Genomic DNA, 22,099 nt, shown 5'->3' on the forward strand with positions numbered 1-22,099 from the left:
GCTACTCCCTTTCCGTGCGTGTCAGATGGTACAGGACTGCTTCCGCAGTGCCTTCATTGGTTGCTAGAGGCACGTCATAGACATCGGATAACCTGAGCAAAGCGGTAACATCCGGTTCGTGCGGTTGGGCAGTGAGTGGATCCCTGAAAAAGATGATACAGTCAATGGCTTTATTCGCGACCATGGCACCTATCTCCTGGTCACCCCCTAGGGGACCGGATTTACAGCGGTTGACCGGCAAACCTGTATGCTCAATGATGCGTCCTCCGGTAGTTCCTGTCGCAAAGAGTTCTTGATTTTTGAAGAAATCCAAGTGGATGTCCATAAAACGTAAGAGGTCATCCTTTTTCTTATCGTGTGCAATCAATGCAATCTTCATGTTCATCATCCTTTTCTGATCATTCAATGATTGATATTCGAAAGAGTATATATTGTCGAATTTACTTCATATCATCATCATTTTACCAGAGTTCAAGATAAATAAAAAAGGAACCCTCCAAAAGGGTTCCAGAAAAACTATCAATTGCTTCCACGTGCAATGAGGATGAACCGTACCAGTTCTGCCACAGCGACAGCAGTCGCAGCGACATAAGTCATGGCCGCAGCATTCAAGACCTTCTTTGCATGACGGTATTCCTTCTCATTGACGATATTCAAAGTCTCTATCTGGTTCATGGCGCGTTTTGAAGCATCGAACTCGACCGGTAGCGTGACCACCTGGAAGAGTACTGCAAAAGCCATAAGTGCGATACCGCCCCATAGGAGCATTTCACCCAGTCCACCACCTGCATTGCTTTGTGCATAGGTGATGAGCATTCCTGCAATGATGAGGAAGTACGAGAAATTACTGCCGATTTGGGCGAGTGGGAACAATGCGGAGCGGAAGTTCAGAAAAGCATATCCTGTTGCATGTTGGATTGCGTGCCCCACTTCGTGTGCTGCTACCGCGGTTCCGGCAACACTAGGCGTATCATAGTTGTGTGGGGATAGAACTAGTTTTTTATTCTTGGGATCGTAGTAGTCGCTCAGAAATCCTCTGCCTCTTTCAATGGACACGTCATAGATGCCATTTTCCTTCAAGATTTCCTCTGCGACTTCACGTCCTGTCAGGCCGCTGGTTGACCGCACACGGGAATACTTATTGAATGTGGATTTTACATTCATTTGTGCGAGCATTGGAACAACCATAAGGACTACAAAATATAGAATGATATACACGTGTATTCCAACCTCCATTATTTTTACATACTTTATTTTACTTCAAATTTCAGTATCCCGTCAATCAGAACGCCTTTCTACCAGTTGTTGTAGCAGCACCAGCACCAACACACTCAGCCAGAACGAAAAATACCCGATATGATCCTGGTATTGGACGAGATTACCATATACGGGGTATTGATTATAGACATAATCCACCACGTCATTATGGAACAGCCATATTGCAGTGATATAGAAATGACTCTGTTTTATTTCAAGATGTGGCAGGAATAGGAAAGCTTGTATAGCCATTATGCTGTGGCTCGCTATAAGCATAAGTCCTATCCACGAAACAAAACCTGTTTCTATGAAAGTCAGGAAGTTCATCACCACTGCCCATACGCCGTATTTTATAAGCGTAGTAAAGGCAAGCGCATCCATCAGCCCCCATCTTTTGCCGAGGAGAATCAGCACGATAACTATGCATAGGAAAAGCGTGGCCGTCGGACTATCCGGGACGAAAGGCATGAAGTACCATTCGGTTGAACCCAGCTGTCCCCTATACCACCAATACCCATACAAAGTCCCGAGTATATTTGAAATGAGCAGGAGCAATAAAAAAGCCCTGTTGTACATTAGGTCCAGTAGCTTATACATATAAACATTCCCTTATTAAAAAAAGCCCTATTCCTAGGGCTTTTTGACTTATCGATCTGTAGCGTGACGCTCCCAGAAGAACTTATTCGTCTTCTGAAGTTTCTTCAAGGTTTGCTACAAATTCTGAGATTTGCTTTATTTCATCGTCTGAAAGTTGATCTTTGAATGCTGGCATATCCCCTGAGCCGTTCTCTACGAATGCCTGTACAGTTTCAGGAGCGAGATCGGCTTCAACCAGGTTTGGACCTGAAGCACCGGTCAGCTCACCGCCGTGGCAACTTGTACAGTTCGTTTTGATGAGGTTCTGGTAGACAGGGTCTTCAGTATCCAAGTTGGAGAATACGATCTCCCCTTGCTGATTCTGTGTCTCCCAGTCGTGGTATGCCACTGATTCCCATGTAGTATAGAAAATAATCGCAAAAGAAATCAGCATCATTGCAGAAGCGACTGGACGTTTTGACCAGAGGCGTTCTTTATTGTTGTCAAGCCATGGTGCAAGAAGCAATGCACCTACACCAAGCCCCGGAATGACGATTGCGCCGATGATGTTGAACGGGCCGGATGCGTATGAGTATTTGAGTATCTGATAAAGGAACAGGAAATACCAGTCAGGTAACGGTATATAACCAGTGTCGGTAGGATCTGCTATACGCTCAAGCGGCGCAGGATCGGCCACTGTCAAACATAGGAACCCTATAAGGAAAACCGAACCAGTCACCCATTCTTTCAGAAGGAAATCAGGATAGAATTCTTCCGTGCGACCAGGAAATTCTGAATAGTCGCGATTTAGTTTTGGCTTTTCATACTTTTGTATTCTGGAATCGCCGACAAAAGTCAGCCCTTTTCCACGTTTCATATCAATTTACCTCCCTTGATTCCTATAGTGGTCCTGAGATGCCTTGTCTACGTATCATGATGAAGTGGATAGCCATCAGTACAAATAGAGCAGCAGGCAGGAAGAATACATGGATGGCAAAGAAACGTGTCAATGTCTGGGCACCGATGATCTGTTCATCACCAGCAAGCAACGTCTTAATCCATTCACCGACGAACGGTACACTCTCTGCAATTTCCAAACCTACTTTTGTGGCAAACAATGCTTTCATATCCCATGGCAGCAGGTAGCCTGTGAACGCCAGCCCAAGCATGACGAGGAACAGCAGTACACCAACGACCCAGTTGAGTTCACGTGGTGCTTTATACGATCCGGTAAAGAATACCCTGAGCGTATGTAGGAATATCATCACTACGACCAGACTTGCGCCCCAGTGGTGCATCCCTCTTACTATAAGTCCTGCAGCAACATCATGTTGCAGATAGTAGACGGAATTCCAAGCATTGACGATGTCCGGGACATAATACATTGTCAGGAACATGCCCGACAATACTTGAATAACAGTGATGAAGAATGTTAACCCTCCGAAACAATAGACGAATGCTGAGAAGTGGTAGGCAGGGTTAACGTGTTCCGGCACTTCGTGGTCAGCGACATCCCTCCATATAGGAGTGATGTCCATGCGATCGTCTATCCAATCATAGATTCTATTAAGCACATTATTCCCTCCTATATTAATTCACCAGTTCGTTAGGCTTCAATTCGCCTATTGTAATAAAACCATCGGACTTGCCGACTTCATACTGATCCAATGGTCCTCTTGGAGGAGTACCCGGAACATTCTTACCATTTTTCTCGTAAAGTCCATTATGGCATGGACAGAAGAAACGATTCGGGTTTGCATCATCACCCGCCCAAGTCACTGTACAACCGAGGTGCTTACATACCGGTGATAACGCTATGAGCTTATCTCCGTCCTTATACACCCAGGCGAAGTCAGTCACTTCACTCTTATACCAGCCATCCTGCTGCTCAAAGGAAAAGTCGACCTTCGTAGGCTCTTCAGTGATCTCATCGACTTTGATGCTCGTTGTGATCATAGCACCTTCTGCTTCACCTTGGAACAATGGATCGACGGCAAATCTTCCCATAGGTAGTATTATGCCGGCAGCCATGAATGAACCGACCCCCATCAGGGAATAGTTCAGAAATTGGCGTCTTGTTACTTTTTGCGACATTCGTATTTCCCCCCTCAAACGCGCGTTCTTTTACATATTAATATAACTAGGACAGTTCAATTTTAGCCTATTAGATGAGGCCGGTCAATAACGTATATCAAGTTTTGATAACGGCCTAAAGCATAATGGTGTAAAAACACCTATTTTTTATTGTTCCATACCGCAATGATTTGTTTCATCGTATCTTTGACCTCATCATCGATGAGGTTCATCTTCATATCTGCAGACATATCCTCCAAGGGGATGTGGTTCAATTGTATGCCGTGTGTCCCTTCTACCTGAGGCACATTATGGGAAAGAATGATGATTTTTTTGAAGCCATAGTTGCGGAGCTGCTCAGAATAGTCTTCTACAACAGCCGTGATGCCATTGACGGTAACGACTGCAGGTGTAATGAAGAGTCTGCCTTTGAATTGTTTCTCAAGATGAACAGTAATCATCTGCATCATTTCCATATCGCTTGCGTGCATTTTAGGATCTTCGTCCATATCCCCATACGCAAAGGGGATGACAGCCGTATCCACAAATTCAATTTCATCTTTGAGTACATTGAGATCTTGATGGTTATAAAGCATCAGGTGCCCTCCTATCGGTTTGTTTTCTGCAAGTAATCGGTCAATTTTATGAAACGGTCGTGGTCTTTCCTGTCCAGGGCCTCATCAATCTGACTTAGCACGGCAGTACGGCTGAGGGCCATCAACTCTTCGTCCAGGGAGGATTCAAGTTCCTTTATTTGTTCATAACGGTTATCCTCATATCCTAGCCTGAAAGTAAGCAGCAAAGGCTCATCCTGATTCATATTCAATTCATGGAAAATCACTTCACCATCTACAGTGATCGTATTCCCCTTCTCAAGCATGAGTGTTGGACCTTGTCCTGATGAAGCGACTTTGAGGTGACGTTCTATCTCCTGGTCATCTTGAAAGTGGATGTTACTTGAGATATCTGGATGCGATTTGATGAAGTTTAAGATCCATACCGCGATACGGTCATCAAAATCATAATTATATAAAATATAGTCAATGAAGTCTTTTCTATATTTCATCGTATTCGTCATCCAACCTCTCCTTTTCAAACTGCCATTCGACATTGTCAGGTTCAATCAGCCTGAGTTTATCCAATACTTCCATTCTTGAAGGATGCCTGATCTCTGTCAGGTAACCATAATAATCCGTGTAGAATTCCACCGAGTCTCCGATGAGCATTGCGGCTTCCTGATATAGCGATAAAGCATCATCGTCATTTTCATTTTCCTGTTGGATCTTGGCCAACAGATACAGACTTTCTCCAGACAACGCATGGATATCGAGATTCGAGGTGTAGGCCCCTATTTCATCTGTCCTTGATGATTTCAATAAGGTTTCAAAAAGCATCAGGTAGGCATCATCATAATCTTCATCGAGTGCTATTGCACGACTGAAGTTTGTGATGGCTTCGTCAGACTCTCCACTCCTGAAATGTAGACGGCCCAAATGGAAAAAGAAGAGCGCATCCGTATCATCTTCCAGAATATATCTTTTAAGCAGATCTTTAGCCGCTTCGAGATCATGTTCCGTTTCATATATGTTCATCAGTAGAATATAGGAGTTGACGAAGTAAGGTTCGTTCTCGATGACCTTACCGAGTAGTTGTTTGGCAGATTCATATGATTGGAGCTGATAGTTGAGCAATGCCTTGCGGTAAAGGTCGTCATTGGTGTATTTGGACTCGTCTACAGCTTCAAAATAATCTTTGGCGGACTCGAGCTCAAGTTGATTCATATGAAGTTCTGCCAAGCGTAGATTAAGTTCGATACCATTCACTTCATTGATATCATTTGCGGTGAGCATTTCATAGAAGCGGATCGCTTCCGGAAATTGTCCATCCTGATAGTGGATTTCTGCCAAACCAAAATCCAGTATCGGATCATCAGAAAGCATTTTAGCTTCGTGAAGCGATTTGACGGCTACGTCATTCATGTTGAGCTGCTGGAATATTTCAGCTTTCAATATAAGGATAGCGGGCGTTTTCTCAGCACTGTTCACCAAGCTCAAAGCCTCATCCAGTCGGCCGTCAGTTATCATGATGTCTATAAGGTAAGACAACACTTCATCATCATGCCCAACATGCGCATTCAAATGGGTGAATACGGTCTCCCCTTCTTTATGGAGACCTAGTGACATGAGGGCATCACCAAGTATGAATAAGGCTTCCAGGTCTTCCTCTTCCGTCAGCCGAGGAACTTCAGCCAATACCTCATTCAATTTTGATTCCGGGTGTTCCCCTTTCCTCAAAAGGTCAACTACTTCATAAATCTGATTTTGCATATGCTATGCATCCTTTCTTAATGCCTCGAGGTCTGCCATAAAATCCGGATAGGAAATATCTATGGCCGCCATATCATCTATATCAAGTGGTTGGTCCATCACGATTCCCAACACAATCAGCATCATGATGATCCGATGGTCGCCATATCCTCTCATGGACACTCCCTCTGCCAGGTGAATTTTTTCTAGGGAAACTGTAAATCCATCATTGTATTCCGTAAATTCGAATCCGAATTTTGATAACTCATCGATGACGGCGCGAATCCGATCTGTCTCTTTATATCTGAGCTCTACAGCATCCCTTACCGTGCATGGTCCATCACTATGGGCGGCCAGTAGTGTCAGGATCGGGATTTCATCAATTAATCTTGGGATGAGTGCTCCTGAGATTTCAAAGCCTTTCAATTTGGGGGTATAGACAGCGCGGATGTTTCCAATGGGTTCACCTGTCGTCGAGGTGGGTTCAACGGTGATGTCAGCTTCCATCATCTCCAACACATCTATAATGCCAGAACGTGTTTCATTGAGGGAGACGTTCTCGATGGTGATGTCGGAACCTGGTTTAAGGGTCGCCAACACCAGTAGGAACGCCGCCGAAGATATATCTCCAGGCACTACTACATCGGCAGGGCTCAACTCTTTACCACCATCCAATGTGATTACATGATCATCAACCGAGATGTCGGCCCCAAATTCCGCCAACATGAGCTCACTGTGGTTCCTGGATGGCGAGGGTTCGGTTATGACGCTTTTGCCCTCAACAAACAATCCCGCAAGAAGCAGTGCACTTTTAACTTGTGCACTTGCGACCGGCATAGTATATGATATGGGTGACAGCTCAGCCTTGCTTATCTTGATTGGAGGGTATTTGTCATTCTTCAGGGCAATGCGCGCGCCCATCTGTTCAAGGGGGGCTTTAATGCGGTCCATTGGGCGCTTCGATATGGAAGCATCCCCTATTATTTCAGCTTCCAGTCCAATTCCGGCAATCATTCCAGTCAACAACCTGGCGGTAGTACCGGAATTACCGGTATATAATGGTGCATTAGGGGATTGAAGGTGCTTTCTTCCTGGAGAATCGACTTTCCACCCTTCGGGCTCAGCCACTATTTCGACGCCCAGAGACTCCATACATGCCTTTGTAGCATATGTGTCTGCGCTGAGGAGAGGGTCTTTGACATGGGAGATCCCCTTTGCCAATGAAGCGAACATAAGGCTTCTATGGGTGATCGATTTGTCGCCTGGAACTTTCCGGGTGCCGTAAAACCGGCTGTTCATCAATGTTTTCATAATGTCTCCTTTAATTCTTCAAGGAGCTGGGTCAAGTGCTCCTTTGCGATTTGTTGATAGTGGCACACCCCTATCTCCGTCATTAAAATGAAACCGATGCTCGCGTCATCCTGATTCTTCTTATCCTTCGACATAAGGGCGATCAGCTTTTCAACATCCATATGCTTTAGAGTATCCATCGGATAACCGAGCCGTTTGAAGTACTTGTAATAGGATGATAGCTCAAACACTTGAACGTTTGAGTTTGAATTTGACACATGCATCATAATATAGAGGCCAAGTACCACTGCTACGCCATGGGGAAGTTTGTCATTGTATTCTATTGCATGGCCGAATGTATGTCCAAGATTAAGGTATCTTCTTATACCTGCCTCTTTTTCGTCCTGTGTGACATGCCGCATCTTCGTTCTTATACCACTTATGATATACGGTTCCAGACTCTCTAACTGGATGTTTTCGGTGGTTTTTGACATCAATGAATGAACAGTGTCCTCTCCGTCGAGCAATGCATGCTTGAAGATTTCCCCAAATCCGCTTCTCAGTTCTTCCTGGGGTAATGTCTTCAGGAAACTCAAATCATATATGACGGCTTGAGGCCTATAGAATGTACCAATTAAGTTTTTGCCGTGGGCACTGTTTATAGCAGTCTTTCCGCCTATTGATGAATCATGTGCCAGAAGCGTTGTCGGTATCTGGATATAGTCTACGCCCCTCAATACAGTAGATGCAATAAAACCACCAACGTCACCAGAAGCACCGCCGCCAATCACAATGATCAGATCATTTCTGTGGATGCCTTTAGAGAGGAGTGTTTCCATAACATGGGCATAGGATTGGAAGTTTTTGGATTTTTCGCCAACTTCCAATATAATGGGTTGGTCGACCAAAGCATCAATGGTGCTGGAGTAGAGGGTGTAGACGCTCTGGTCCACCAATGTGTGGATTGTTCCATAGTGCGCCGTGTACTTCAAAAGTTTCTCTTCCAATATCCCCCAGCCTATATGAATCGTATAGTTGTTGTCATTATAGGTGGTCTCTATATCCATCTAGTACTCCTTTGTTCTTTCCTTGTATTGTTCTACAGCAGCGAGAAGTTCGCTGAAGTCATCATGAGGGAATTTCTCGAGCACAGCGCGTGCCATTTCAATGGCCACCATATGTTCACATACTACAGATGCAGCAGGAACTGCACAAGCGTCACTACGTTCTATTGTTGCTTTGAATGGTTCCTTAGTGTTGATGTCTACACTGAATAGAGGCTTGTATAATGTTGGAATCGGCTTCATTACAGCTTTTACGATAATCGGCATTCCTGTCGTCATGCCGCCTTCGAAACCGCCGAGGTTGTTGGTGCGTCTATGGTACCCTCTTTCCTCGGTATAGAGGATCTCATCCTGGACTTCAGAACCTGGAGTGGACCCTGCCCTGAATCCGATGCCGAATTCTACACCTTTGAAGGCATTTATGCTGATGATGCTGCCTGCAATCTTGCCATCGAGTTTACGATCATAATGGACATGGCTCCCAAGCCCAGGAAGTGGATTTTCAACGATGACTTCCACAATGCCGCCGATCGAGTTCCCTTGTTTTTTCGTTTCATCTATCAAAGCTTCCGCTTCCTTGGTCTTCTCTTCTGACACCATACGGACTGATGATTCGGCTGGAAGGTCGCGACGCTCTTCTATACTGTAGTCGCCTGAATCTTCGACGCTGCCGATCTGATTGACGCGGCTGTAGATGCGGATGTCGAGTGCATGCAGCAGTTCCTTGCTCAACGCACCTACTGCTACACGTGCAGCAGTTTCCCTCGCGGAGGAGCGCTCAAGTATATTGCGGAGGTCCCGTACATTGTACTTCATCCCACCAACGAGATCCGCATGGCCGGGACGCGGTTTGGTGATGACACGCCTCAGTGATTCCTGTTCTTCTGGAGTGAGAGGCTCGCTTCCCATGATTTTACTCCAGTGTTTGAAATCATCATTGATGATTTCAATCATTATCGGGCTTCCGAGTGTTTTGCCGTGTCGGATGCCACTCCCGAACTGGAAGGTATCCTTTTCGATCTGCATGCGACGTCCTCTACCGTAGCCCCCCTGCCGTTTGAGCAGTTCTTGCGTCATCCTTTCCTTATCAATCGGAAGATTGGATGGAAACCCTTCAACTATTGCGGATAATTTTGGGCCGTGCGACTCCCCTGCTGTCAAAAATCTCATGTAAATAGCCTCCCATTTAATTTTTTATACTAAAAAAAGCTGAGTAGATTACCCAGCTTGTATTAAGATCTACTAGTAGATCCAGTCAGTGTTGGACAAGTTGTAATCCAATACTTCACTGTCGTTGAAGAATAGAGAAATTTCACGTTCTGCACTCTCTTTCGAGTCAGAACCGTGGATGATGTTTTTGCCGACTGTAAGGCCGAAATCTCCACGGATTGTGCCTGGTGCTGCTTGTTGAGGGTTTGTGGAGCCTACCACAAGGCGAGCAGTATCGATTACATTTTCACCTTCGAGTACCATGGCGAAAACTGGACCTGAAGTGATGAAGTCCACCAACTCTCCAAAGAATGGTTTGTCTGCATGTTCCTGATAGTGTGTTTTCGCAAGCTCTTCAGATACATGCATCAATTTAGCACCAGCAATTTTAAAACCTTTGTTTTCGAGTCGCTCGACGATGGTACCGATAAGATTTCTTTGTACCCCGTCAGGTTTGATCATTAGAAACGTCTTTTCCATTATTCAAAAACTCCTTTTTTTCTATTCTTCATCATTTTAACACTATTATTTTTGTTATTTCAATTCAATTTGGACGATTCGCAAGCTTTTCTGCTATTTCCATCAAATATTCCCTGATTGGAGAGTCTATATTTCTTATGGCTTCCCGGGCTTTCTCAATATGTTGGGAGCTGATTGACAAGGATTGTTCAATTGCGTCTGAGGCAAGGAGCGTTTCTATCAACCCCTCAAGGTATTCTCCATCCTTACTGAATGCTTCCAGCCTATCCCTGAAAGATGCATCACGATTCCGGTGCAAAAGGACGGGCAGTGTATAATGGCCATTCTCCATATCTGAAAACTTCGGTTTCCCCAGGTTCTTTTCATCCCCTATGAAATCAAGGCAGTCATCTATAATCTGGAAGCTCATACCTATATGATAGCCGTATTCGATCAGATGGTTGAGTGTGTGTGAGGACAGTCCGGAAGCATATCCGCCCATTTTAATGCTGAGCTCGATGAGAAGTGCAGTTTTTCGGTATATTTTCCGATAATAGTCATCAAGCGTCTGATGCGCATTGAACTGCTGGTCAAGCTGAAATAGTTCTCCATCGACCAGATCTCTTATCGTTTCGGAAAAAGACCTATGCAATTCCTTATGTTTTATCGTACTGACAAGCGAAATTGAAGTGGACAGCAGATAGTTGCCTGTATTTATGGCTTGAAGATAGCCATGTTCATAGTACACCGTCGTTTTGCCTCTGCGCATTTTACTGTTGTCGATGATGTCATCATGCACCAGGCTGGCCATATGAATGAGCTCAAGACTGGCGCCAGCTTTTAGCACATCTTCAAATCTATTCGGGTCGCCAAGCTTTCCTGCAAGAAGTGTGAATGTAGGCCTTATTTTTTTACCGCCCGACATGAAAAGCTCATAACTCTTATTATTGACAAGCACATTATTTGGCGCCAGATTTTTTTTAATCAGTGTATTTATCTTCTCAAAATCTGAGGAGAGATACTCTTTGACTGTTTTCACAGCGACCCCGTCCATTCGATGGGCTTATACCCGATATGGGTGGCTGCCGTGCCCAAAGTGTGCCTGATGACTTTTATGTTTACAAAGCCATTTTCGGCCATTAATGCTTTTAGTCCATCCTTTGTAAGGAAGGTGCTTGTCGATTCGTAAAGCCATTCATATTCCTTGGTACGGTTTGCAATGATTCCGCCCAACGCTGGCATCACCTTACCGAAATATAGGTTGAAGCCTTTGTTGATGAGATGATTTTCAGGGTTGGATGTCTCAAGTATCACCAACTTACCGCCAGGTTTGAGTACGCGATAAAATTCCGTGATTGCTTTATGGTAGTCAGGCAGATTTCTCAGACCGAAGCCGATGGTAATGTAGTCGAAATAATCGTCATCAAAAGGCAATGACATGGCATTGCCTTGGATCAATTCTATATTCTCATAGTCTTCAACTTTTTGCGCAGCAACCTCAAGCATTTTTTCGCTGAAGTCCAAACCGGTAATCTGGGCACCTGGAGCCACTTTAGAAAGCTGTATGGTCCAATCGCCAGTGCCACAGCAGACATCGAGCACCCGGTGGTCATTTTTGACGAACATTTCCTTCATCGTGCGATTGCGCCAGATATTATGTTGGTTGAAGCTGATGATATCGTTCATCCTGTCATAGTCGCCTGAGATGGTGTTGAATATATTCTGTACTTTTTTCTCTTTATCCATTGACCTCACCTTTACTTATGATTTATGTATGGCAATGAAGTGATGTTCAGGTTTTTAATCCGTTCATCAATGACATCATTGAGTGAATCATCCGCATAGCCATGCTTGATCAAGTACAGCATCGGACCATACAGGAGCCATTTAAGCTCTTCAAGTTGAGGACTGGACTCCTTGAGCGCCAATTCTGACTTTGTAGAACTCAAAGACTTCGACATGTTCATCATATCATGGAGCACTTCATATTCCTCATGTTCAGCGAGCTTCAAATAAAATTTACTGAAGAGATAGTCTCCTACGAGCACACCAAGTTCCCTGCTGTCATCAGATGGTGTATCCAGAAAATTGAGTGCAGTATTAAAGAAGAGGACCGCTTCATTCACATGGGGGTTTTGGAAAGTATGAGCATTATCTGAAAAGAAATCGAAGAAGGGATCGTTATGTATATCAAGTATATGTGAATGGTAACCGAGGTCTGATATGAGTTCTTTTCTTAGAGCATCCATGAAAAATATCACCTTATAAATTAATAGACCTAACCATATGTTAGGCCTAAAATAATTAATTATTTTACTGCATCTTTAAGTGCTTTACCTGCTTTGAAAGCTGGAACTTTCGATGCTGCAATTTCAATTTCTTCTCCAGATTGTGGATTGCGTCCTTTTCTTGCAGAACGTTCACGTACTTCGAAGTTACCGAAACCAATCAGTTGTACTTTCTCACCATTTTTAAGTGATTCCTGAATAGTGTCAAATACTGCATCTACAGCAGCACCTGCTTCTTTTTTAGTCAAGTCAGCCTGATCACTGACAGCATTGATCAAATCTGTTTTGTTCATTAGGTCCACCTCCTTATATAACTATAATGATAATGCTCATTATCATTATGTTTTGACTTTAACACAGTGGCCGGGGCACTGCAACGCATTTGGAAGTTTTATGACCAAAAAAAGGCGTATTAATCACCTTTTGACCGGTTTGTCATGAAGATTGGATTATTATTCTCATCAACTGTGATTTCTGGGGAATAGACCGGCACTATGGGTGTGTATTCGTACAACACACTGCGTACATCATCTCCAGTTTCAAAAGAGAGATCATTCTCCTTGATTATTTTTCCGATGTCCTCCCTGTAGTCTACAATGAATTCTTCCCCACCGTTGTAGTAGACATTCAATGCCGCTCCAGTATAAGGGCTTTTTACCGTAGGGTTTGATTCCAAGTTGTAGAATTTCAAATCAAGTGGGTATACATTCGGATCAATCTGTTCATCCAGTTCAACATGTTCCCCCATTGCATTTAACCGCAAACGTAGAGAACGCACCTCCTCAGTGATCCTCAGATCGGCAAGCTTAACTTTCGGGTCGTCCTCAGCGTCTATGACGACATATTGATAGTGTCCGCCCATTTCATAGGAGTTTTCCGGTCGTTTCTCCAGATAATCGGGCACAAGTTTCTCAAAGTCGATTTGGTATTCCAAGTATTCGCGCTGGCCTTCTTTAGTTTTAATGGGCAAAAGGCCTCCAGAATCCTGACTGAATAGATCCACTGCGTTCTGCACCATCTGGATCTGTGTCTCATCAGGCATTTGGCGCTCCGCCTTTTCGGATTCCGGATAAAGGCAACCGGCCATGAATATGGTACTGATGATGATCATCACCAGCATTCTCCATCTATGCATGGGTACTACCCCCCAGTACAGGAATCATCAACAGAAATGCAATGATCAGAAGGGCCCATGCAATCATTGAGACGATGAAACTGAAAATCCCTTGATTCATTTTATACCTTGCTACATAGATGAGGACGGCTGCCAGAGCCATCGCCCCTATTGAATAGAAGGATATCCACATAAGATCCATTCTTGATATATCAAACATTTGATCACTCTCTAGTCCATTCTTTGTTTTGTTTTCCCATAACTTCTTTCAGCTTATCCGTCTCTCCAGTCCTCTCACGAAGCATCAGGGCATAAGTCGCCTCTTCTTCGCTCATTTCTTCAAACAGGAACTGGTAAAGCACTTTTGTTATCGGCATCTCGACTTCATATTCTGCAGCAAGCTCATAAGCGGCACGTGTCGTATTGACGCCTTCAACGACCATGCCCATCTCCTCTTGGGCCTGCTCTACACTCTTGCCTTCCGACAGCATTATGCCACACCTATAGTTTCTGGAGTGCATGCTCGTTGCTGTGACGATGAGATCTCCCATACCAGCAAGCCCTGTAAATGTGAGTGGATCAGCACCCATACGTGTCCCGAGGCGGGCGATCTCCTGAAGTCCGCGTGTGATGACTGCAGCTTTCGCGTTGTCGCCAAACCCCAACCCATGGATGACGCCTATGGAAAGGGCAATGATGTTCTTCAGGGCACCACCGATTTCAACCCCCACCATATCATCATTATCGTAAACTCTGAAATAGCTGTTCATAAAGACATCCTGGACGATTTTAGCATATTCCGGCTGTGCAGATGCCACACTAACGGTCGTAGGTGATCTTTTGGCCACTTCTTCCGCGTGGCTCGGACCACTCATTACGGAAATGTCTTTAACCGTATCAGTAGTGGTTTCTTCAGCAATGACTTTAGACACTCTGAGGTGGGTGCCGAGTTCAAGTCCTTTGGCGACATGCACTATTTGAACTTTCCTACCCAAAGTTTCCAACAGCTTATGCATATCCCGGGTGACAGACCGTATAGCCTTGACAGGGACGGCCAAAACCACCAGTTCCGCATGGGACAGTGCCTCATTTAAATCCACAGTTGCCTTGATGCTTGAAGGGAGTTCTATTTCCTTCAGATATGAAGAATTGGTGTGTTTTGTATTGATTTCTTCGACGACTTCATTGTTCCGGCCATAAATGATGACATCGTGGCCGTTATCTGCAAGCACCAATGATAAACTGGTGCCGAAACTGCCGGTACCGATCAATGAAATTTTCATAAGTCAACCAAACCTCCTAATTTCTTTTTCTGCTGATGATGTGGATTGGGGAACCTGTAAAATCAAAAGCCTTCCTCAGCTGATTCTCCAAATATCTACGATAGCTGAAATGCATCAGTTCTACGTCATTGACGAAAAGCACAAAAGTAGGCGGTCCGACACTGACTTGGGTACCATAGAATATATTCAGTCTGCGGCCTTTATCTGTCGGAGTAGGATTCATGCTCACACTATCTGCCAGCACTTCGTTGAGTGTACTTGATTGCACCCTTTTCTTATGGGAGTCATTAGCCAGTCGAATGAGTGGGAAGAGCGTGGATAACCGCGACCTGTTAAGAGCGGATACAAAAGCCACTGGTGCATAATCAAGGAATTGGAATTCCTGTCTCACCTGATCTTCAAACTTCTTCATAGTCTTATCGTCCTTTTTCACCGCGTCCCATTTATTGACGACGATCAATATGGCGCGCCCCGCTTCATGAGCCAATCCGGCTATGCGCTTATCCTGCTCGATTATGCCCTCTTCCCCATCCAATATGACAAGGACAACATCAGACCTTTCGATGGCACGATTGGCACGAAGAACAGAGTATTTTTCTGTAGCCTCATAAACCTTGCCACGTTTCCTCATTCCGGCAGTGTCGACCAGTTTATAATGTTCTCCATCATAATGGTAGTCGGTGTCGATCGCGTCCCTGGTCGTACCTGCCACATCGGAAACGATGACGCGCTCTTCCCCAAGAATGGCATTCACAAGGCTTGATTTGCCGACGTTCGGCCGCCCTATCAATGAGACCCGGACAGAATCATCTTCGGCCACGTCGGTTTCAATATTCTTGAAGTGCTCTACCGCCTGGTCGAGAACATCCCCCAATCCAAGGCCATGTGAGCCTGAAACCGGATACGGATCGCCGAGACCAAGTTCATAGAACTCGTATATATCACTTCTCATTTCGAAGTTGTCGATTTTATTGACTGCCAAAACAACGGGTTTTTTGGACTGCTGCAAAATGCGGGCTACGAAAAGGTCATCATTCGTGACACCTTCCCTGCCATTGACGATCATCATTATGACGTCTGCCTCTAAAATGGCGATTTCCGCCTGCATTTTAATCTGTTCCTGGAAGGGCTCGTCTTTAATCTCTATCCCTCCCGTATCAATGACGTTGAATTCATAGTTCAACCAGTCGCCTGTAGCATAAAGGCGGTCTCTTGTAACGCCGGGGGTATCTTCAACTATTGCTTTCCTTTCGCCTATTATCCTGTTGAATAATGTGGATTTCCCAACGTTGGGCCTGCCTACTACGGCAATTGTCGGTTTATACATAAGTAACCTCCTATATTTAAGCTTATTTTAACATAAAAATAAAAATAAAGAGCGATGGTATCGCTCTTTATCCGGTCGTATCCAATATTATTTTGAACGTTTAGATATCAAGGTCTTTGAAACGATCTCCGAATACATCACCTAGTGTTGGTGCGTCATCGTCTGTATCGTCACGATAGACTTTTGGTTCAGGATCGCGAGCAGGCTTTTCCGATGTTTCTTTGATGGACAATGAAACTTTTTCGGAATCTTCGTCCAAGGAAAGGATTTTGACTGATACGGTCTGACCTTCTTTTAGGACATCGGAAGGAGTTGCTACGTGTTCGTGGCTGATTTCAGAAACGTGTACGAGACCCTCTACTCCTGGAGTGACTTCTACAAAGGCACCGAAATCGACGAGGCGTTTAACTTCCCCTTCAAGCACTTCCCCTTCTGAATGCTCTTCAATGAAGGAATCGAAAGGACTGGCTTTTGCCTGTTTAAGGGATAGGCTGATCCTTTCTTGCTCAGGATCAACATCGAGTATCTTCACTTGGACTTTGTCGCCGATGTTAACTGCATCTTCGACTTTTTCGACTCTGCTGTAATCCAGCTCAGAAATGTGTGCAAGTCCATCAACATCGCCAAGATTAATGAAGGCGCCGAATGTAGTGATGCGCACTACTTCACCTTCGACGATGCTTCCCGCTTCCAGTGATTCAAGTTGCTTTTGGCGTTCTTCGGCCTTCTCAGCTTCTACGATACGCTTACGGTTTAGGATGACGCGATTCTTTTCAGATTCAATATCTTCAACCTTGACTTCAAGATCCTGCCCTTCGAATTGATCGAGATCTTCAATATAAGCGTCTGACAGAAGAGAAGCCGGTATAAATCCTCTTACTCCCACATCGACGACAAGACCTGCTTTGACGACTTCCATGACTTTCCCGGTGATCGTCTCATCATTGTCTTTGGCATCCTGCAATTTTTCGTAGGCATTCGCCTCATCCAGTTTCCTGATTGAGAAGATGACATTCTTGCGATCTTCTTCGTCTTCCACTTTGATGACGACACCCTCGATAGTGTCTTCTTCAGACACGATTTCTTCAGGGCGTTCAATCCTCTTGTTGGTCAACTGGCTGATTGGTACGATGCCTTCAAAATCAGAATCTTCAATGTGTACTTTGACAAATTTGTCTTCTACTTTGTAGACGGTGCCTTTGACAATATCACCAACTTCAAATGTGCCTGTAGATTCTGTTGTGTTCTCTTCAGGAAGACTGTCTGTTGTTTCTACATTGCCTTCTGTCACTTCGTCCACTTGTGTTTCGTTTACTTCTTCGTTGTTCTCTTGTTCTTTAAAATTATCTGTCGTCATGTGCCTGCCTCCATTACATTACTAAAAAGTATACCTCTAACTTCTTATAAATATCACAATTTGTCAAGTGATTGTCTCTGAAATCAGAAGATTGTTGATATCTTCCCTGAGTATTTCTGTAATCTCCTTACGGTTTTTACCTTGTTCCGTTAGTGCTTTCGTATCGATCGGCTTGCCAAAAATAAGTGTAATCCCTTTTTTTCTGTCATAGTTGCCTTTGATTGCTGCAGGTACGATGGCAGCTCCGGATTTGACCGCCATGAAACTGGCACCCTGTTGAAGGTCTTTCAAAGTGCCGGATTTGTTTCTGCCCCCTTCAGGGAAGATGAGGAGCATATTGCCCTCCTTCAGTTTTTCGACAGATTTCTTCAACGCTGCCCTGTCCCCTTTTCCCCGATCAACTGGAATAGCATTCAAATGGCTGATCAGAAAACCGAGCACAGGTATCTTGAATAATTCAGATTTGGCGAAAAACGACATCTCCCGTTTTACATTTATGGCTATGAGGGGAGGATCGTATTCTGAAGAATGGTTGCTGCATATCAAAACCGGACCTGTAGCAGGAATCCTGTCTTCTCCAATTACCCTTACCTTGAAACGGGAATAATAAAAGCCTTTCACCAAAGTCTTGACTGCATTGTAAAACATATCTTCAACTCCTAATCAGGCCTTCTGCCAACTTTATGATTTTATCCTCAACTTCATCGATGCTCATATGACTGGAATCCAAAAGCACTGCATCTGGTGCCTTGACCAACGGTGAAATCTCCCTGTTCATATCAAGGGCGTCCCGGCGGATGATCTGCTCAGTCAAGGTGCCGATGTCAATCCTGACCCCGCGCGCTTCTTCTTCTTCCAGTCGGCGCTTGGCCCTGATTTCAGCGGAAGCTTTCATATAGACTTTCAACTCAGCCTCGGGCAGAACGGTAGACCCTATGTCCCTTCCATCCATCACCACACCTTTTTCTTCCGCAATTTTCCTCTGCATTGAAACGAGGTAAGAGCGCACCTGGTGCTGACTGGAGACCTCACTGACACGTTGGGTCACTTCCTGGCTGCGGATGTCTTGAGAAACGTCTTCTCCGTTCAGGAATACAGATGTGCCAGAAGCCCCAAACCGTATGTCCACATCCTCCAGGTGATCCAATACTGCATCCCCATGCCTTATGACATGAAGTGTGATGGCGCGGTACATTGCTCCTGTATCGATATATATGTAGCCTAATTTTTTGGCAACGCGTTTTGAAATGGTACTCTTGCCTGCCGCCGCAGGGCCGTCAATTGCGATATTAATTTTATTTTTCATATAAACCCGCCTTGTTCATTGTTCCAGTATATTCTATCATAGATTTATAAATTCGTTTAGGAGGAAGTCATGTGCAGAATAAAATTTTAGCGATACATACTGGCGGCACCATCAGCATGTCATCAACCGATGGCATCGTCACTCAAACTTCTGAAAATCCACTCAAGATGGAAACGGATGGTGCAGGCGCACTTGGCATTGTGCTGGATGAAATCTACCCGGTGCAGAAGCCATCGCCGCATATGACTTTAGAAGATATGATGGTAATCCGTGACATCATCCTGCAGGATGGCGGCAGGCATGATGGGTTCGTCATTACTCACGGCACCGATACATTGGAGGAGACGGCCTACTTTTTAGACCTCACGCTTGATATCGATCAACCTGTGGTCATAACAGGGGCAATGCGATCATCAAATGAAATAGGGTCTGATGGATTATATAATTATATATCAAGTTTGAAGACTGCGATGACCCCGGAATCTGCTTCGAGGGGTGTGCTCGTCGTCTTCAACGATGAAATCCACACAGCTCGTAATGTAACAAAGACTCATACATCAAATATTGCGACATTCCAGAGTCCGAACCACGGTCCCATCGGTTTTTTGACGAAGGATGACATCCACTACCACCATCACATCAACAGGCAAGACCAATTCAATTCCGTCGACTTATGCAAAAAGGTCGCGCTCATCAAAGCCCATGCAGATCTGGACGGTACGTTCTTTAAGGCACTGGTGGATGCCGGATATGATGGGCTGGTTCTGGAAGCACTCGGCCAGGGTAATATTCCGCCAACAGCATTGGAAGGCCTCCAAGCCGCACTTGATGCGGATATCCCGGTCATTCTAGTCTCCCGTTCCTTTAACGGTATCGTCGGAAGCTATTATGACTACGAAGGGGGTGGCCATGACCTGAAACAAAGGGGCGTGATTTTCTCGAATGGGCTGAACGGGCAGAAAGCACGCATAAAATTATTGCTCGCGCTATGTAATGATTATGGCCATGATGCCCTGGAAGAAGTATTCAGACATTGACGGGCAGCATGCTGATATTACAGAAAAAACAACTTGGAAATCCATTGAGTCGGGATCTCCAAGTTGTTTTATTATTGTTCCAACAAATTCTAACCTATCGTTCTGAATGCTGTTTTGCGATTTCATCAGCAATTATTTTACCATGGAATCGGCCGTTTTCTATAAAGATCGTATTTGCGTCATTACCAGCTGCTATGACACCGGCAATATATAAATTTGGAATGTTCGTTTCCATGGTGTTCGGGTCATGGTTAGGAGCAGTACCATATTCATTCTCATTCAACTCAACGCCAAATGAGCTCAGGAAGCGATAGTCTGGGTGATAACCGATCATCGCAAAGACGAAGTCGTTGGGCAGTTCGAATGTCTCACCATTCTTCTCAAGAACCACGCTCTGATCTTTGATGTCCACTACTTCAGTACTGAAATGCATGTCGATCTTGTCATTCTTAACGAGAGAATCGAATTGTGGTAAAATCCATGGCTTTACACTTTTCGAATACGCCCCGCGCCGATAGACGACAGTGACATCAGCACCTGCCTTCTCGAGTTCGATGGCAGCGTCCACACTCGAATTCTTTCCACCGATCACAAGTACTTTTTGATTGAAGAATGGATGGGCCTCTTTGAAATAATGAAACACTTTTTCTTTACCCTCGCCGGGCACATCCAGATGGTTCGGTTGCCCATAATATCCTGTGGCGACGATGAGATGATTACATGCATACTGTCCTTTGGAGGTCTCAAGAATGAACTGTTCTCCAGATTTACGTCCTGAAGTTACCTCTTCATAAGTATTGATCTTCAAATTGAAGTGTTTAACTGCTTCCCGATAATAGACAAGTGCCTGATTCCGGTGTGGTTTATGCTGCTCGGTAATAAATGGGAAGTCCCCGATTGACAGCTTTTCACTGGAAGAAAAGAATGTTTGATGTGTCGGATAGTTGTAGATCGCCTCAACGACATTCCCTTTCTCTATCACCAGATACTCCATGTCCTGCTTATGCAGCTCTATGGCTGCAGAAAGGCCACAAGGCCCAGCTCCTATAATGATTGTATCTATCTGTTTCATGTTCTACACCTTTCTATTCAGGTATCGTCAGTTCCTGCCCGACCGACAATTCTCTATGATCATTGATGCCATTGGCCTCGAGAATTTTATCTATATTCTCTTTACTGTTGTCGCCATAAAATCTAAGTGCAATGCGGTACAGGTTATCATTGGGCCTCACTGTATAAGTACCGATTGAACCTGCTTGCCCCTGATCAGTCTCCTGTGTCGATTCCTCGACGGAAGATTGTTCCTCCCCAGTTTCCTGCGTCGCTTCTTCAGGCTGCTCGCCAGACTCCTCTTCCAATGGTGTCACCGGGCTGTCTGGGGTGTCGCTGGCATCCCCCGATTTTTTTTCTTCTATTGCTGCCTCAGCGGCGTCATTGAGTTCAGACTGCTGTTCCTCTGAGTAGGAGAAGTCCGAAGTGCCTGTACCCAAGTCATTGTTCTTTTCTTCACTTCGTCCATCATCTTCCCCTTTTTGGGCTTGTGCAATCTCTTTTTCTTTTTGTGCCTTTTTCTCTTCCAATTCCTTACGTGCCTCAGGTGCAGCCTCTTCGCTGTTTTCTTCTGATTGATCAGCTATCTGGGTCGACGGGTCATCAGGCCAGAAGTTGCTTGTGATCATAATGCCGAGGGCAATGGTTATGGGTAGTATGAAGACACCAGCAACAATGATGGGCCATAGGCGACGGTTATTATGCCCATCCTCATCTTGCTTTTTATTTTTGGGGACATTTGGACGTTTTCTCTTCAATTCCCCAAATTTCTTTTTAGAGACATTGATTTCATCTCTGAATCTTTCTTTGTAGGAAGAAAATTTATCTAGGAAGAATGTTTTCTGTTTGTCTATACTTTCGCGGTTGATGTAGCTGCCGATAGTTTTTCCAAGCGGTTGCCGTTTGGTTTTCCCATCGGTTTTATCCTTTTGTTTATGACGCTCAGCCCGACTCAATCGGGGCGCATCCTTTTTTTCATTATGCCCATTTTCGTGCTTTTCGTCCTTCTTTTCATCGGGGGTCCGCTTATGGTTTATATCTTTATAGAAATCGTCTTTCATATACATTCTCCTCAGAACTTCAATATTTCTCAATGTAAGTAT

General features: G+C 44.6%; 27 protein-coding genes. 1 reads left to right on the forward strand and 26 read right to left on the reverse strand.

Going from position 1 to position 22,099, the window contains the following annotated elements; translation table 11 throughout:
• Position 1: 1 nt before the first annotated feature.
• From ACZ5LF_RS05640 to cmk, 24 genes are all read right to left on the reverse strand, one after another.
• Positions 2 to 379 (reverse strand): methylglyoxal synthase, encoded by a 378-nt coding sequence (locus ACZ5LF_RS05640; protein WP_344702986.1) that lies wholly within the window; start codon positions 377 to 379, stop codon positions 2 to 4.
• A gap of 140 nt (positions 380 to 519) precedes the next feature.
• Positions 520 to 1,236 carry a zinc metallopeptidase gene (locus tag ACZ5LF_RS05645; RefSeq protein WP_380569493.1) on the reverse strand — a complete coding sequence of 239 codons (717 nt, stop codon included), beginning with the start codon at positions 1,234 to 1,236 and terminating at the stop codon, positions 520 to 522.
• 42 nt (positions 1,237 to 1,278) lie between these two features.
• Positions 1,279 to 1,854 (reverse strand): DUF1405 domain-containing protein, encoded by a 576-nt coding sequence (locus ACZ5LF_RS05650; protein WP_380569494.1) that lies wholly within the window; start codon positions 1,852 to 1,854, stop codon positions 1,279 to 1,281.
• 82 nt (positions 1,855 to 1,936) lie between these two features.
• Positions 1,937 to 2,710 carry a menaquinol-cytochrome c reductase cytochrome b/c subunit gene (locus ACZ5LF_RS05655; protein ID WP_344702980.1) on the reverse strand — a complete coding sequence of 258 codons (774 nt, stop codon included), beginning with the start codon at positions 2,708 to 2,710 and terminating at the stop codon, positions 1,937 to 1,939.
• Positions 2,711 to 2,732: 22 nt separating this feature from the next.
• Positions 2,733 to 3,407 (reverse strand): menaquinol-cytochrome c reductase cytochrome b subunit, encoded by a 675-nt coding sequence (gene qcrB / locus ACZ5LF_RS05660; protein ID WP_380569495.1) that lies wholly within the window; start codon positions 3,405 to 3,407, stop codon positions 2,733 to 2,735.
• 16 nt (positions 3,408 to 3,423) lie between these two features.
• Complete coding sequence (locus ACZ5LF_RS05665; protein ID WP_344702976.1) at positions 3,424 to 3,927, reverse strand: ubiquinol-cytochrome c reductase iron-sulfur subunit; 504 nt, start codon at positions 3,925 to 3,927, stop codon at positions 3,424 to 3,426.
• A gap of 140 nt (positions 3,928 to 4,067) precedes the next feature.
• Complete coding sequence (locus tag ACZ5LF_RS05670; protein WP_380569496.1) at positions 4,068 to 4,502, reverse strand: DUF2487 family protein; 435 nt, start codon at positions 4,500 to 4,502, stop codon at positions 4,068 to 4,070.
• Positions 4,503 to 4,513: 11 nt separating this feature from the next.
• Positions 4,514 to 4,984 (reverse strand): YpiB family protein, encoded by a 471-nt coding sequence (locus tag ACZ5LF_RS05675; protein ID WP_344702973.1) that lies wholly within the window; start codon positions 4,982 to 4,984, stop codon positions 4,514 to 4,516.
• A complete protein-coding gene (locus ACZ5LF_RS05680; protein ID WP_380569497.1) occupies positions 4,962 to 6,233 on the reverse strand; it encodes a tetratricopeptide repeat protein in 1,272 nt (423 codons plus the stop codon). The genes ACZ5LF_RS05675 and ACZ5LF_RS05680 overlap by 23 nt, the downstream gene beginning before the upstream one ends.
• A 3-nt stretch (positions 6,234 to 6,236) precedes the next feature.
• Positions 6,237 to 7,523 (reverse strand): 3-phosphoshikimate 1-carboxyvinyltransferase, encoded by a 1,287-nt coding sequence (gene aroA / locus ACZ5LF_RS05685; protein ID WP_380569498.1) that lies wholly within the window; start codon positions 7,521 to 7,523, stop codon positions 6,237 to 6,239.
• Entirely contained in the window at positions 7,520 to 8,569 is a 1,050-nt protein-coding gene (gene aroB, locus ACZ5LF_RS05690) for a 3-dehydroquinate synthase (protein ID WP_380569499.1), read from the reverse strand. Before aroB ends, aroA begins: the two co-directional genes overlap by 4 nt.
• The gene (gene aroC / locus ACZ5LF_RS05695; RefSeq protein WP_380569500.1) at positions 8,570 to 9,736 is read right to left on the reverse strand and encodes a chorismate synthase; all 1,167 of its coding nucleotides are present in this window, start codon (positions 9,734 to 9,736) and stop codon (positions 8,570 to 8,572) included.
• 72 nt (positions 9,737 to 9,808) lie between these two features.
• Positions 9,809 to 10,255, reverse strand: a complete 447-nt coding sequence (ndk, locus tag ACZ5LF_RS05700; protein ID WP_380569501.1) for a nucleoside-diphosphate kinase — start codon at positions 10,253 to 10,255, stop codon at positions 9,809 to 9,811.
• Between the two features lie 64 nt (positions 10,256 to 10,319).
• A complete protein-coding gene (locus ACZ5LF_RS05705; protein ID WP_380569502.1) occupies positions 10,320 to 11,273 on the reverse strand; it encodes a polyprenyl synthetase family protein in 954 nt (317 codons plus the stop codon).
• The gene (locus ACZ5LF_RS05710; protein WP_380569503.1) at positions 11,270 to 11,980 is read right to left on the reverse strand and encodes a demethylmenaquinone methyltransferase; all 711 of its coding nucleotides are present in this window, start codon (positions 11,978 to 11,980) and stop codon (positions 11,270 to 11,272) included. Before ACZ5LF_RS05710 ends, ACZ5LF_RS05705 begins: the two co-directional genes overlap by 4 nt.
• Before the next feature lie 11 nt (positions 11,981 to 11,991).
• A complete protein-coding gene (locus tag ACZ5LF_RS05715; protein ID WP_380569504.1) occupies positions 11,992 to 12,483 on the reverse strand; it encodes a hypothetical protein in 492 nt (163 codons plus the stop codon).
• 59 nt (positions 12,484 to 12,542) lie between these two features.
• The gene (locus ACZ5LF_RS05720; protein ID WP_031544853.1) at positions 12,543 to 12,815 is read right to left on the reverse strand and encodes an HU family DNA-binding protein; all 273 of its coding nucleotides are present in this window, start codon (positions 12,813 to 12,815) and stop codon (positions 12,543 to 12,545) included.
• 119 nt (positions 12,816 to 12,934) lie between these two features.
• The gene (locus ACZ5LF_RS05725) at positions 12,935 to 13,657 is read right to left on the reverse strand and encodes a hypothetical protein (RefSeq protein WP_380569505.1); all 723 of its coding nucleotides are present in this window, start codon (positions 13,655 to 13,657) and stop codon (positions 12,935 to 12,937) included.
• Positions 13,650 to 13,856: a DUF2768 domain-containing protein gene (locus ACZ5LF_RS05730; protein ID WP_380569506.1), complete on the reverse strand. Its 207-nt coding sequence runs from the start codon at positions 13,854 to 13,856 to the stop codon at positions 13,650 to 13,652. The genes ACZ5LF_RS05725 and ACZ5LF_RS05730 overlap by 8 nt, the downstream gene beginning before the upstream one ends.
• Before the next feature lie 4 nt (positions 13,857 to 13,860).
• Positions 13,861 to 14,919, reverse strand: coding sequence for an NAD(P)H-dependent glycerol-3-phosphate dehydrogenase (locus tag ACZ5LF_RS05735; RefSeq protein ID WP_380569507.1), 1,059 nt, complete (start codon positions 14,917 to 14,919; stop codon positions 13,861 to 13,863).
• A 16-nt stretch (positions 14,920 to 14,935) separates the two neighbouring features.
• Complete coding sequence (der, locus tag ACZ5LF_RS05740; RefSeq protein ID WP_380569508.1) at positions 14,936 to 16,246, reverse strand: ribosome biogenesis GTPase Der; 1,311 nt, start codon at positions 16,244 to 16,246, stop codon at positions 14,936 to 14,938.
• A 100-nt stretch (positions 16,247 to 16,346) separates the two neighbouring features.
• A complete protein-coding gene (gene rpsA, locus ACZ5LF_RS05745; RefSeq protein WP_380569509.1) occupies positions 16,347 to 17,603 on the reverse strand; it encodes a 30S ribosomal protein S1 in 1,257 nt (418 codons plus the stop codon).
• Between the two features lie 63 nt (positions 17,604 to 17,666).
• Positions 17,667 to 18,251, reverse strand: a complete 585-nt coding sequence (locus ACZ5LF_RS05750) for a lysophospholipid acyltransferase family protein (RefSeq protein ID WP_380569510.1) — start codon at positions 18,249 to 18,251, stop codon at positions 17,667 to 17,669.
• A 4-nt stretch (positions 18,252 to 18,255) separates the two neighbouring features.
• Positions 18,256 to 18,909, reverse strand: coding sequence for a (d)CMP kinase (cmk, locus tag ACZ5LF_RS05755; RefSeq protein WP_380569511.1), 654 nt, complete (start codon positions 18,907 to 18,909; stop codon positions 18,256 to 18,258).
• A gap of 116 nt (positions 18,910 to 19,025) precedes the next feature.
• Between cmk and ACZ5LF_RS05760 the strand changes: the two genes are divergently transcribed.
• Positions 19,026 to 19,946: an asparaginase gene (locus tag ACZ5LF_RS05760; protein ID WP_464759831.1), complete on the forward strand. Its 921-nt coding sequence runs from the start codon at positions 19,026 to 19,028 to the stop codon at positions 19,944 to 19,946.
• A 94-nt stretch (positions 19,947 to 20,040) separates the two neighbouring features.
• On the opposite strand, the gene ACZ5LF_RS05765 is transcribed toward ACZ5LF_RS05760, so the two are convergent.
• A complete protein-coding gene (locus tag ACZ5LF_RS05765; RefSeq protein WP_380569513.1) occupies positions 20,041 to 21,018 on the reverse strand; it encodes a YpdA family putative bacillithiol disulfide reductase in 978 nt (325 codons plus the stop codon).
• 13 nt (positions 21,019 to 21,031) lie between these two features.
• Complete coding sequence (locus ACZ5LF_RS05770) at positions 21,032 to 22,057, reverse strand: LysM peptidoglycan-binding domain-containing protein (protein ID WP_380569514.1); 1,026 nt, start codon at positions 22,055 to 22,057, stop codon at positions 21,032 to 21,034.
• Positions 22,058 to 22,099: the final 42 nt, after the last annotated feature.

The sequence above is a fragment of the Salinicoccus siamensis genome (assembly GCF_055391965.1).